Source organism: Polaribacter sp. Hel1_33_96 (assembly GCF_002846595.1).
In the GTDB taxonomy this organism is placed as follows: Bacteria; Bacteroidota; Bacteroidia; order Flavobacteriales; family Flavobacteriaceae; genus Polaribacter.
Map to the genome: position 1 here is coordinate 2,413,743 of NZ_PJMV01000001.1, position 13,079 is coordinate 2,426,821.

Consider the following 13,079-nt stretch of genomic DNA (forward strand, 5'->3'; position numbering starts at 1 on the left):
TTGATCAGATTATTAAAAAATATACTTTTATTAGTCCTTTTTACTTTTTTAGTAAACTTATCTTCTTCCGCTCAAACCAAAAAGGTAAAAGATTCAACTAACCTAAAAATTGATACTTTACAGTTAAAATACAATTTTAATCACACACAAAGAGGAGACCTTTTTTTAGATGATTTAGCGGAAAAAGAAATTATTTTTGACAAAGAATTAAACAGGTACATTATTTTAGAGAAAATAGGTGAATTTTATACAAGTACGCCAATTTTCTTAACTCAAAAAGAATATCAACAATATCGTTTAAAACGAGATATGTTGGAATATTTTAAAAATAAAGTAAGTGCTGCAGACGGTAAAAAGAAAGGTGCTGCAGCTGCACAAAAAGACTTGTTACCAACTTATTACACAGACTCTAAATTTTTTGAATCTATCTTCGGCGGAAATACAGTAAAAGTAACACCAACAGGGAATTTAAATCTAAAACTTGGTTTTATCTATCAAAATACTGATAACCCTCAAATATCTGAAGAAAACAGAAGTAGTCTTACCTTTGATTTTGATCAACAAATTAATGCGAGTATTCGTGCAAAGGTTGGTGAACGTTTAGAATTTACTGCAAATTATGACACACAATCTACTTTCGATTTTCAGAATCTTGTAAAGATAGATTATACCCCAACAGAAGATGACATCTTGCAAGGTATTGAAGCGGGTAATGTAGAAATGCCAATTAAAAACTCTTTAATAAATGGTGCTCAAAGTTTGTTTGGTGTAAAAACTCAATTAAAATTTGGTAACACAAACATAACAGCTGTTTTTTCTCAACAAAACTCTGAAAGCAAGACTATCGTCGCAGAAGCAGGTGCATCAATTCAACCCTTTGAGTTAAGAACTACAGACTATGATAATGATAGACACTTTTTCTTATCACAATTTTTTATAGATAATTATGCAAATTCTTTAAAAAACTATCCTTTAATAAGCAGTCAAGTTAATATCACAAGAATAGAAGTTTGGGTGACTAACAGAAATGCGAGCACTGAAGATTTTAGAAGTATCGTTGCTTTTGCAGATATTGGAGAATCTAACAATATTAATAACACTTACAAAAATCTTGTAAATAGCAATGGAACTGTGCAAAGCACGAACCCGGTTAGCATAAATATTAATTTAAACAATGTATCAACCACCATAAATCTGCCTCAAAACAATGCAAATAATATTTATGATACGAATGTTTTAGCAGGAATTAGGGATGTTTCTAATGTTGAAAACACATTAAATCGTGAATTTCAAATGGAGCAAGGAACAGATTATTCGATGCTCGAAAATGCTCGAAAACTAGATTTAAATGAATATACCTTAAATCCACAATTAGGTTATATTTCCTTAAATAGAAGATTAAATGATGGAGAAGTTTTAGCCGTTGCTTACGAATATACTGTTGCAGGAACTGTTAATGGAAGTGCTGAAAAATCTTTTAAAGTGGGTGAGTTTTCTAACGACGGAATTCAAGCACCACAAAATCTAGCTGTAAAATTGTTACGTAGTGAAATATTAACTACAAAAAGAGATAATGGAAATGGTGGAGAAGAATCTTTTCCTACTTGGCGTTTAATGATGAAAAATGTGTACGCATTAGGTGCATATCCATTAACCCAAGATGGCTTTCGTTTTGAAATACAGTATAGAGACGATGCGACTGGTATACCTTCAAATGTATTACAAAATGCACAAACTACAGATATTGCTAACACTCCATTAATTCAGGTATTAAAACTAGACCAATTAGACCAAAGTCAGTTTAGAACTGCGGATGGCTTCTTTGATTATGTAGAAGGAATTACTGTAAACTCTCAAAATGGATATATTATTTTTCCAGATCCAGAACCTTTTGGTAATGGTTTGGCTAACAAATTAACAAATGCTGCAGATGACGTTTATTTATTTAAAGATTTATATTTAAATACAAAAATAAACATCAAAAACAACTTTCAGAATAAAGATAAATATTTCTTAAAAGGGTATTTTAAATCAGAAAACTCTGGAGGGATTCCAATTGGTGCTTTCAATGTTCCAAGAGGTTCTGTGAAAGTTTCTGCTGGCGGAAGACAATTGGTAGAAGGTGTTGATTTTGTGGTTGATTATCAATTAGGGAGAGTGCAAATTATAGATCCAGGCCTACAAGCTTCTGGAACTCCTATAAATGTATCAACCGAAAATAATGCTGTTTTTAATCAACAAAGAAAAACCTATATGGGCGTTGATATTGAGCATAAATTTTCTGAAGATTTTGTAGTGGGTGCAACTATTTTAAATGTAAATGAAAGACCTTTAACTCCTAAAGTTAATTTTGGTGCTGAGCCTATCGATAATACCATGTTTGGTGTAAACATAGATTATTCTACTGAGGTTCCTTATTTTACAAAATTAGCAAACAAATTACCCTTTGTAGATACAGATGTTCCTTCCAATTTATCTGTTAGAGCAGATATGGCATATTTATTACCGGGAACGCCAAGTGGAATAGATGTAGCTGGCGCTGCCACTTCATATATAGATGATTTTGAAGCATCACAAATACCTATTAGTTTATTATCTCCTTTAGATTGGTACGAAGCAAGTACTCCAAAATATTTTAATGGCTTTAACGGAGATCAAAATAATTTATCATACAATTATAAAAGAGGAAAATTAGCATGGTATAATGTAGATCAAATTTTTTACGGCATTGGACAAACTCCGCCAAGTATAGATGCTGATGAATTATCTAGAGCGGAAACAAGACAAATTAATTATAGAGAATTATTCCCAAATGTACAATTAGACATTACTCAAAATTCTTTAGTTAGAACGTTAGATTTAGCCTACTTTCCTCAAGAAAGAGGCTCTTACAACTTTAACACTTTAGACAGCGATGTTAATAATGACGGAACTTTTAAGAATCCTAATGAGAACTGGGGTGGAATTATGCGTCCTTTAACTACGAATAATTTTGATCAAGCGAATGTTGAATTTATTCAATTTTGGGTGATGGATCCTTATCAAAATTATTCTATTACAAATGAAGAAGGTTTGCCACAAGGCATAAACCCGAATGATTTATCAAATCAAGTTGGAGATTTATATATCAATTTAGGAAACATATCTGAAGACATTGTTAAGGATAATCGTAAGATGTTTGAAAACGGCTTGCCCGAAAATGGTTTAAAGGTTGATGGCTCTAATGTGAATAGAACGACTTGGGGAGATGTGCCAAGAAGCCCGTCAATTATTTATGCTTTCAGTGAAGAAGATGGTGCAAGAACAAATCAAGATTTAGGGTTTGATGGGTTAACTGACATTGAGGAAGAAGAACATTTAAAGCAACTTTCTGATTCTTTAAACTTAAATATAAATTTCTCTAAATTAAAATCTAATGATATTTCATCTGATAATTTTCAATTTTTCAGAGGAGCAGAATTAGACGCTATTAATGCCTCTATTGTAAGAAGATACAAAGACTACAACAATACACAAGGCAACTCGCCAACATTAAATCAATCGCCAGAATCGTATCCAACTTCATCTTCAACATACCCCGACGTAGAGGACATCAATAGAGATCAAACAATGAATACTGTTGAGAGCTATTATGAGTATAAGGTATCTATTAATCAAGCAGATTTAGTAAAAGGTAGAAATTATATTGTTGACGAAAAAATAACTTCTGTTTCTTTAGAAAACGGGAATACACAGCAAACAAAATGGTATCAATTTAGAGTACCCGTTAGAAATGGAACACCAATAAATGGAATTTCTAATTTTAACAGTATTCGTTTTATAAGAATGTTCCTAACAAAATTTAAAATGCCTGTTGTCATTAGATTTGGTGAACTCGATTTAGTACGTGGTGATTGGAGACGATATACAAAAACGATAGATCCTGCAATAGATCCTGACAGAGAATTAACGCAGGCTGAATTAGAAGGTTTTGAAGTTGGCGTTGTTAGTATAGAACAAAATAATGGAAGTTATATTGAACCTCCAGGGATTGAAAGAGAACGTTTACAAGGAAGTACCACGGTGCAATTACAAAATGAACAATCTGTCACCTTAAAAGTTAACGATTTAGAAACTAAAAAAACTAGGGCCATTTATAAAAATATAAGTGTAGATTTAAGACGTTTTAAAAATTTGAAAATGTTTATGCATTTGCAAGAAAATGAAGGAGGAGGTTCTTTAAGTGATGATGATTTTTCAGCAGTTATAAGATTAGGAACAGACTTAAATGATAATTTTTATCAAATCGAAGTTCCTTTAAAAGTAACAAGAAATGGCAGTTCTGCACTCGACATTTGGCCGGAAGCAAATAATCTAGATGCTATTTTGGAATCCTTTGGAAAACTAAAAGTAGAAAGAGATGGTTCTGGATTCTTGGTGAATGATATCTATCCATCTGAAAATCCAAATGATATTCCTGAATTTAAAATTCGAGTAAAAGGAAATCCTACACTGGCGCAATTAAGAACAATAACTTTAGGTTTAAGAAATAATACTACTTCAAATAAAAGTGGAGAAATCTGGTTTAATGAATTGCGTTCATCAGGTTTTGACAACAAAGGAGGTTGGGCTGCGGTTATGAATGCTGATGCAAATTTTGCTGATGTTGCGAATGTATCCCTTTCAGGAAGCGTAAAAACCATTGGTTTTGGAAATGTAGAAGATCGCGTAAATCAGCGTAGTTTAGACGAAACAAAACAATACGATGTTTCTACAACTATTAATTTAGGTAAAGTTTTAACACCACAAAAATGGGGTATTCAATTACCGATGAGCTACAGCGTTGGTGAAAAATTCGTTGATCCAAAGTTTGATCCTCAATATCAAGATGTAAAATTAGAAGATGCTTTGGAGCAGAATCCAAATAGTGAATTTTCTCGAGATTACACAAAAAGAACAAGTATCAGTTTTATCAATGTCAAAAAGAATAGAAACCCAAATTCTACGAAAAAACCAAAGTTTTATGATGTAGAAAACTTAGCAGTTTCTTATTCCCATAATAAAGAATTCCATAGGGATTACAATATAGAAAAGTATATTAATGAGAATGTATCAGCTTCTGCTGCTTATAACTTCAACTTTAATTCAAAACCTATAGAATTCTTTAAAAATTCAGAAAAATTTAGAAGCAAATACTGGAAGTTTATAAAAGATTTAAACTTTAATCCTGTGCCAAAAACCTTCGCTTTAAACTCTAGAATTAATAGAAGTTATAACGAACAACAATCCAGAAATTTAGTAGAGGGTTTAACTGCTCAACCAGAATTAAAACAACGTAGATTTTTATTTGACTGGGATTATACAGTTGGTTTTGATTTAACAAAATCGATACAACTAAACTTTAACGCAACTAATAGTTATATTTATGATGCCTTTGGAAATGGAGAAGATTTACAAATTTTTGATGATTTCTTTAATACAGGTAGACCAAACCATTACCATCAAAAACTAAATACAACTTATAATTTACCTTTAGATAAGTTTCCATTCCTAAGCTTTATGAAAGCAGATTACGCTTACACAGCAGATTTTGATTGGCAAGTGTCGTCGCAAGACAATACTATCTTAGAACAAATTGGTAATGTAATTCAAAACGCAAATACACATAATATAAATACCACTCTTTCCTTTGATAAGTTGTATAAGAAAGTTGGTTTTGAAAAGCTCTTATTAACAAAAACGCAACGTAAAAACGCAAAAGGAAAAAATTCTGCTAGAATAAAACAAAAGAAAAAATTACCCATTGGAAAGCAAATTTTAAAAGGAACTTGGAATATTCTTACCTCTGTAAAACAAGGTAAAATAAGTTATACAGAAAACAATGGTCAATACTTGCAAGGTTATACAGAAAATATTGGATTTTTAGGCGGAGCACCTACCTCATTTGCTTTTGGTAGTCAAGTAGATATTAGAAATAAGGCCTTAGAGAATGGTTGGTTAGTTACAAGAATTGATGGTGGAGAATATTTTAACAAAACTTACAGCAGAACTCATTATAACAAATTAGATTACACTTTTACGGTTAAGCCTTTTAAAGATTTAAATATTGATGTTCGAGGAAATAAAATTCAAACCAAAGATATTTCTCAACAAATAGATTTAATAGAAGGCAAAAGTGCATTTGAAGATACTCCTGTTTTTGAAACTGGTAACTTTAGTACAAGTCATTCTATGTTTTCAACAGCATTTACAAATGGCGATGCTCTGTTCCAGAAAATGAAAGATTACAGAAGTATTATTTCTAATAGATTATCTTCAGAAACAGGAGCGCTAATTGATGGTTTTGGTCAAAACAGTCAACAAGTCTTACTTCCGGCATTTATGGCCGCTTATTCTGGTAAAAGTCCAAATAAAGTAAGCACAGGACTGTTTAGAGATATTCCAATTCCAAACTGGACTCTGAGATATAATGGTTTAATGAAATTCAAATGGTTTAAAAAGAACTTTTCAACCTTTGTACTTTCTCATGGATATAGATCTTCATATACCATTTCTAGCTTTACAAACAACTTACAATACGACGATGCCACTGCATATACTAAAACAAATATAGCAGGTAATTACGAATCTGAAAGACTAATTGCCAGTGCTACTCTTGTGGATGAATTTTCACCCTTGGTAAAAGTGGATTTAAAAATGAAAAACTCCTTTTCTTTGAGAGGAGAAATTAAAAAAGACAGAACTTTAACCATGAATTTTAATAACAGTACTATAACAGACATTGCTGGTACTGAATATGTTTTTGGTTTTGGATATGTCTTTAAAGACGTAAAAATGAACACACGTTTTACAGGTAAAAAGACAACCCTTAAAGGTGATATTAACTTAAGAGCAGATGTATCATTAAGAGATAATTTGACCCAAATTAGATATGTTGATGAAGATAATGATCAAATTAGTGGGGGACAAAAATTATTTTCAATTAAATTTACAGCAGATTACAAATTGAATAGTAATTTAACAGCATCTTTTTATTACAATCATCAAACATCTAAATATGCTATTTCTACCACTTTTCCAAGACAATCAATTAATGGTGGATTTAATATAGTTTATAACTTAGGAGGAAATTAAACCAAATCAATAAAAATAAAAATAAAATGAATATTCCAGCTGAATTAAAATACACCAAAGATCATGAGTGGATTCAAATTGAAGGAAACATCGCAACTGTAGGAATTACAGATTTTGCGCAGGGAGAATTAGGAGATATTGTATATGTAGATGTAGATACATTAGATGACAATGTAGAAGAGGGAGAAGTTTTTGGTTCTGTAGAAGCCGTAAAAACAGTTTCAGATTTGTTTATGCCTTTGTCAGGTGAAGTAGTTGAATTTAATGAAGGACTAGAAGATGATCCAGAATTGGTAAACACTGACCCTTATGAAAAAGGATGGATGATTAAAATAGCGATTTCTGACAGCTCACAAATAGAAAATTTACTAGATGCTAAAGAATATCAAGACCTTATTAAGAAATAACAGTTTTATAATAGCTTTTGTAACTACAATTATTATTGTGTGCTTGAGCCTTATAAGAGTGCCAAACGCGCCTATTAAGCTTACTTTTACTAATATTGATAAAATTTTTCATGGTTTTGCATACTTTATGTTAGCGCTTTCATGGTTAATAGCATATTACAAGAAACCTAATAAAAAATATTGGATCGTAATTCTTTGCATTGTTTTTGGCATAATTATTGAACTATTACAGAGTAAAATAACCCTATACAGATCAGGAGATTACTTAGATGTGATTGCAAACTCTGTAGGAGCACTCTCGGCTTTGTTGATTTTTAATATAATTTCAAAAAAAAAATAGATTAATTAACAATAAGACTTGTATTTAAAACAATAATTTAATTAAATTAGCCACCTATTAATAAATCTTTAAAATGGAAATTAAGAAAAGTCCTAAATCAAATTTAGAAAATTTCAGCAAAATTTTTATGCAAATTGGTCTTGTACTAGCCCTTTTTATAACTTATGTTGCAATAGAAAAGAAAACATTCGATAAAACCTACGGAGATTTAGGTTCTGCTGTTATGAACGCAGATATGGAAGAAGAAATTCCTATTACAGAAAGAGTTGAACCGGTAAAACCTAAAACACCACCACCACCAGCTCCAGAAAAAATTGAAATCGTCGAAGATGAAAAAGAAATTGAAGAGACTGTAATAGAATCAACAGAAACTGATGAAAGTGAAGCGGTTGAAGTTGAAGAAATTGAAGAAGTTGAAGAAGTTGAGGAAATTGAGGAAGATGTAAGTTTCATGATTATTGAAGATGTACCCGTATTTCCTGGCTGTAAAGGAAATAAGGCTGAATTAAAAAAATGTTTTAGTGAAAAAGTACAAAAGCACTTTGGTAGAAAATTTGATAGTGAGTTACCTAACGAGTTAGGTTTATCACCAGGAAGAAAAAGAGTATTTATTGGTTTTAAAATTGATAAAAAAGGTAATATCGTCAACATACAAGCGAGAGCACCACATCCAAAAATTAAAGCTGAAGTTGTAAAAGTAATGAAGCAATTGCCAAAAATGAAGCCAGGTAGACAAAGAGGAAAACCAGTGGGAGTAAAATATAGTATTCCTTTTACTTTAATAGTAGAGTAAAAAAAATACAAAAAGTTTTAAAAAAGCGTTCAGAGAATCTCTAAACGCTTTTTTTTAGCTCCAATAAATCAGTAATAACGCTGTTTTAATTATATATTCATAATCTTGTATCATTAGCCAACGAAGCCCAATATCGCTTAATTAAACTACTATCACATATAAAACAATAAACTTTTTGCTAACAACTAATTAAAACATAATTTATAAGCAATAAAAAACTCATTAGAATTTTAAAATACTAATGAGTTTTTTCTATTAAATTTTAGGTATTATTATTTGTTTTTAACTACAACATTAGATTCCGACTTCCAAGAATTTACTGAAGCGATAGAATTATTTACATAATTAATCTCTTTTAAAGCCGATTTAGACCAAACAAACCATTTCCCAACTTTTTTACCATTACTATAATAACCCAATTGAGTTTTATTACCTGCTTTATCAAAACGTGCCCATTCTCCAGTTAATTTTTTATCTTTAAAAAAGCCTTGTGTTTTTAAAGCTCCATTTTCATAATAATAAGTAACTTTTACTAAATCCCCTTCCGCCATGTAAGTTGGTCTGTTTTCTTGTGAATATCCTACAGTTCCAAGCATAAATATGAATATTACAATAATTTTTCTCATATTAATTTCTTTTAAGATTAACATTATTTTTACAAATATAAATATTTTGTAACCATTAAAAAACATTTACATAACATTAAATTTACATTGAAATCTGTATATAACCCTATTTTGAACAAAAAAAATTATATTTACAATAAATAAAACTTAATAAACTGAAAATATTATGGCGGTAATGAAAGTGATTGAAATATTAGCTAACTCTGAAAAAAGTTGGGAAGAGGCTACGAGGAAAGCTGTAAAGCATGCAGCGGAATCTGTGAAAAATATTAAATCTGTATTTGTACAATCACAAAGTGCTGTTGTTAATGGCAGTAATGTTACTGAATTTAGAGTGAATCTAAAAATTACTTTTGAAGTAAACTAAAATTTCCATTCAAACTCCGTTAAAGTGATTTGATACCATATTAAATCACTTTATTTTTCAAATATTATGAATATAATTCAAATTATACTTATTGGTCTCGTGGCCGTAATCCACGCATACATTGTCTATCTAGAAATGTTTCTTTGGACCACACGAAAAGGGATAAAAGCTTTTGGCTTAAAAAGCAAAGAATTTGCTGAAGAAACAAAGGTATTAGCAGCGAACCAAGGTTTATATAATGGCTTTTTAGCTGCTGGTTTAATCTGGTCTATCGTCATAAAAAATACCAATACAGCTTTATTCTTTCTAATATGTGTTTTTATTGCAGGTATTTATGGTGCATACTCAACAAAGAAAAAAAGCATCTTGTATATTCAATCCATTCCTGCATTAATATCAGTGATTGTTTTATTAAAATTTTAAACCATGAACAGTTAGACTAAAACCTAACTTATTTCCATCATCTTTATTCCTTAGATTTTAAATATTCGCTTACTTTTGCCTTTTATTTATAATAAAAGCAAAATGGAAAAATATCTAGAAAAAATAAAAGAACTTTTAATTGAATACACCCCTAATGTAATAACTGCTTTAATCATTTTAATAGTTGGTTTATTTCTAATTAATATCGTTATAAAATCATCTAAAAAAATAATGATTAAAAGAGGTGTCGATCTTACGCTTCAAAAATTTTTAGGAAATCTTAGCAGCTGGGTTTTAAAAATATTATTATTCATTACAGTAATTTCAAAATTAGGAGTTGCAACAACATCTTTTGCTGCCATTGTAGCTTCTGCCGGTTTAGCTATCGGTTTAGCCTTGCAAGGCTCTTTAGCTAATTTTGCTGGCGGAGTTTTAATCATGATCTTTAGACCTTTTAAAATTGGTGATTTAGTTGAAGCTCAGGGTGAAATTGGTGCTGTAAAAGAAATTGAAATCTTTACAACAAAACTCACCGGTTTATCAAATAAAGAAATTATTATTCCTAATGGAAGCTTGTCCAATGGAACTATTATAAATTATACCGTAGAAGGCACAAGGCGTGTAGATTTAATATTTGGCGTTTCTTATGATACGGACATCAAGAAAACAAAAGAAGTTTTAATGCATGTTTTAATGCAGCATCCAAAAGTATTAAAAGATCCGGCGCCAGCCGTTATGGTCTCTGAATTAGCCGATAGCTCAGTAAATTTTGCAGTGAGACCTTGGTGTGCATCTGCTGATTATTGGAGTGTTTATTTTGATATTACTGAAAATACTAAAATAGCCTTAGACGAGGCAGGAATAGAAATACCTTATCCTCATATAGTAGAAATTAAAAAGTAGGTTTCTTTTTCTTTTCTGGAATAACAATAAAATCTTTTAAATAAAAAGGTTCAAAATAAGCGACATTTTCTATGTCGCTTATTTTATATTTCTCATAAGAAAGTTTTGCCATTTCTTGTGCCGAAGGAAACTTAGCATCTATAAAAATCGCATTTTTATGCGTAATAATTTCTTTACATTTCTGAGATCCATCACCTAAAAAATAAACTTTACTCCTTTCTAAATATTCACAAAAAGAATTTTCATCTATAATCTCAGCTTTAATTTCTCTTATTTTTTGATGCTTCTCATTAAAAACTGATGCATAAACTTCCAATCTTCTTGCATCTAACATCGGCACAATAATTCCTTCTTCAATAGTAATTGAAAAAGACAAAGAAGTAAGAGTATCAATAGATATTAAAGGTTTATCAAGGGCAAAACACAGCCCTTTTGCGGCAGAAACTCCAATTCTTAACCCAGTATAAGACCCAGGACCTTTACTTACTGCTACAGCATCTATTCTATTAGAGGTAAGATTTGCTTCTTTTAAAACATCTAAAATAAAAGGGTGCAAAACTTCTGCATGAGAGTAATTACCATTATTTAATTCTTTGATGGCTAAAATTTCACCTTTTTCTGCAATGCTTACAGAACAATTTTTAGTGGTAGTCTCAATATTTAAAATGATGCTCAAAATCTATAATTCTTTTTTGTAAAGATAAATTAAAAAGAAAACCTCACAGTAATCTACTCACTATGAGGTTTAAACTATTTTTTGAAGTAAATTATTCTAAAATTAATTCTCCAGAATAAAATTGCAATACTTTAGTTTTAAAAACATAATTGTATTTAGAACGAATTAATGCAGCTTCAGCATTTACTAAACGTGTTCTTACTTGATCAAAATCAAACTGCGTCATTGCTCCAAAATTATAGCGCTCTTGTGCATTTTTAAATGCTTCTTCTTGCGCTCCTAAAGAAATTTTTGCGGTTTCATATGTTTTTAAAGCCGATTTCACATCCAAAAAAGCCTGTTCTATAGTTTGTTTTAAAGCTACTTTCTCGCTCTCTAATCTTATTTCAAAAACTTCTTTATTTATCACGGATTGTGCAACTCTATTCCTAGTTTGAAAACGATTAAAAATTGGAACACTTACGTTAAAACCAACACCATAACCAAAATTATCATTTAATTGATTTGACAAACGAGGATTAGAAAGTCCCTCCGGAAGCTTTAAATTAAATCCATAATTTGTCGATAATCCTGCAGAAGCTGTAACTGAAGGTAAAAAAGAAGCTTTAGATATTTCTATACCTAAACTTGCGCTTTCAATCGCTATTTTAGCTCTAGCAATTTCTGGCATTGTTTCTAAGGATTTATTATATACTATTGATGAACTTTTATATAACAAGTTTGAAGATGGAGTGCCTACATCAATAGAAGCTATATCAAAACCTTCAACAGGAACCTGTAATAACTGTGCCAAATTTAACAATGCTAAATCTAAAGCATTTTCTTGCGTAATTACTGTTTGTAAATTTGTAGCTGCTGTAGATTGTGCGTTTAATAAATCTCCTTTTGGTATAACTCCAGAATTAAATCTACTTTCTGCTGCTTCAATTTGTTTTTTGCTTATTTCATGCTGAACCTTGGCTGCATTTAAATTTTCCTTAGCAAATAGAATATTCAAATAACCATTAACTACAAATAAAGAAATGTCATTTTCAATTTTCTTTAAATCTAACATGCTTGTTTCCACACCTAATTGCGCTTGTTTGTATGTATTTGTATTTCTATACCCATTAAATACAGTAATACCTGAATTTACGTTAATTGAGCCTCCAAAAAAAGTTGTGTTCACCCTATTTTGAGAAACTGGATCAAAACCAGTACCAAAATTCAAATTACCTCCAGTATTACCAGTTAGATTTGGTAAAAAATTTCCTTTCGCAATCTCTACATCTTTTTCTGCTAACTCTAAACTAAGTCTGTTTTGTTGGATAGAAATATTTTTCACTAACGCTTCATCTACACATTCCCTTAAATCCCACTTTTTCTGTGAAAAAGTAGTTATTGAAGTTAAAAAAGCTACTATTACTATAAATTTAATTTTCACAACGTCTT

At 30.5% G+C, this 13,079-nt stretch carries 10 protein-coding genes; 7 read left to right on the top strand and 3 right to left on the bottom strand.

Features of this window, described 5'->3' with window-relative positions; translation table 11 throughout:
- From sprA to ATE90_RS10475, 4 genes are all read left to right on the top strand, one after another.
- Positions 1 to 7,113 (top strand): T9SS outer membrane translocon Sov/SprA, encoded by a 7,113-nt coding sequence (gene sprA, locus ATE90_RS10460; protein WP_036787632.1) that lies wholly within the window; start codon positions 1 to 3, stop codon positions 7,111 to 7,113.
- A gap of 26 nt (positions 7,114 to 7,139) precedes the next feature.
- Positions 7,140 to 7,520, top strand: coding sequence for a glycine cleavage system protein GcvH (gene gcvH / locus ATE90_RS10465; RefSeq protein ID WP_036787634.1), 381 nt, complete (start codon positions 7,140 to 7,142; stop codon positions 7,518 to 7,520).
- Positions 7,486 to 7,860, top strand: coding sequence for a VanZ family protein (locus ATE90_RS13785; RefSeq protein WP_036787637.1), 375 nt, complete (start codon positions 7,486 to 7,488; stop codon positions 7,858 to 7,860). The genes gcvH and ATE90_RS13785 overlap by 35 nt, the downstream gene beginning before the upstream one ends.
- A gap of 73 nt (positions 7,861 to 7,933) precedes the next feature.
- Positions 7,934 to 8,653: an energy transducer TonB gene (locus tag ATE90_RS10475; RefSeq protein WP_036787642.1), complete on the top strand. Its 720-nt coding sequence runs from the start codon at positions 7,934 to 7,936 to the stop codon at positions 8,651 to 8,653.
- A 272-nt stretch (positions 8,654 to 8,925) separates the two neighbouring features.
- Here the strand turns inward: ATE90_RS10475 and ATE90_RS10480 are convergent, their stop codons facing one another.
- A complete protein-coding gene (locus tag ATE90_RS10480; RefSeq protein WP_101451534.1) occupies positions 8,926 to 9,279 on the bottom strand; it encodes a toxin-antitoxin system YwqK family antitoxin in 354 nt (117 codons plus the stop codon).
- Positions 9,280 to 9,445: 166 nt separating this feature from the next.
- Here ATE90_RS10480 and ATE90_RS10485 point away from each other — a divergent pair, with 166 nt between their 5' ends.
- The 3 genes from ATE90_RS10485 (at position 9,446) to ATE90_RS10495 (ending at position 10,972) form a co-directional block, all read left to right on the top strand.
- Positions 9,446 to 9,646, top strand: coding sequence for a dodecin family protein (locus ATE90_RS10485; RefSeq protein ID WP_036787645.1), 201 nt, complete (start codon positions 9,446 to 9,448; stop codon positions 9,644 to 9,646).
- A gap of 66 nt (positions 9,647 to 9,712) precedes the next feature.
- Positions 9,713 to 10,069 (top strand): DUF1304 domain-containing protein, encoded by a 357-nt coding sequence (locus ATE90_RS10490; protein WP_036787648.1) that lies wholly within the window; start codon positions 9,713 to 9,715, stop codon positions 10,067 to 10,069.
- A 102-nt stretch (positions 10,070 to 10,171) separates the two neighbouring features.
- Positions 10,172 to 10,972 (top strand): mechanosensitive ion channel family protein, encoded by an 801-nt coding sequence (locus ATE90_RS10495; RefSeq protein ID WP_036787652.1) that lies wholly within the window; start codon positions 10,172 to 10,174, stop codon positions 10,970 to 10,972.
- On the opposite strand, the gene tsaB is transcribed toward ATE90_RS10495, so the two are convergent.
- Together tsaB and ATE90_RS10505 are read right to left on the bottom strand one after the other, a co-directional pair.
- Positions 10,962 to 11,648, bottom strand: coding sequence for a tRNA (adenosine(37)-N6)-threonylcarbamoyltransferase complex dimerization subunit type 1 TsaB (tsaB, locus tag ATE90_RS10500; protein WP_101451374.1), 687 nt, complete (start codon positions 11,646 to 11,648; stop codon positions 10,962 to 10,964). The genes ATE90_RS10495 and tsaB overlap by 11 nt on opposite strands.
- 91 nt (positions 11,649 to 11,739) lie before the next feature.
- Positions 11,740 to 13,071 (bottom strand): TolC family protein, encoded by a 1,332-nt coding sequence (locus ATE90_RS10505; protein ID WP_036787658.1) that lies wholly within the window; start codon positions 13,069 to 13,071, stop codon positions 11,740 to 11,742.
- Positions 13,072 to 13,079: the final 8 nt, after the last annotated feature.

Bases quoted from the DNA above. Each gene is read 5' to 3' on its own strand.
- gcvH (WP_036787634.1), top strand. From the start codon at position 7,140: ATGAATATTCCAGCTGAATTAAAATACACCAAAGATCATGAGTGGATT.
- ATE90_RS13785 (WP_036787637.1), top strand. From the start codon at position 7,486: ATGCTAAAGAATATCAAGACCTTATTAAGAAATAACAGTTTTATAATA.
- ATE90_RS10475 (WP_036787642.1), top strand. From the start codon at position 7,934: ATGGAAATTAAGAAAAGTCCTAAATCAAATTTAGAAAATTTCAGCAAA.
- ATE90_RS10480 (WP_101451534.1), bottom strand. From the start codon at position 9,279: ATGAGAAAAATTATTGTAATATTCATATTTATGCTTGGAACTGTAGGA.
- ATE90_RS10485 (WP_036787645.1), top strand. From the start codon at position 9,446: ATGGCGGTAATGAAAGTGATTGAAATATTAGCTAACTCTGAAAAAAGT.
- ATE90_RS10490 (WP_036787648.1), top strand. From the start codon at position 9,713: ATGAATATAATTCAAATTATACTTATTGGTCTCGTGGCCGTAATCCAC.
- ATE90_RS10495 (WP_036787652.1), top strand. From the start codon at position 10,172: ATGGAAAAATATCTAGAAAAAATAAAAGAACTTTTAATTGAATACACC.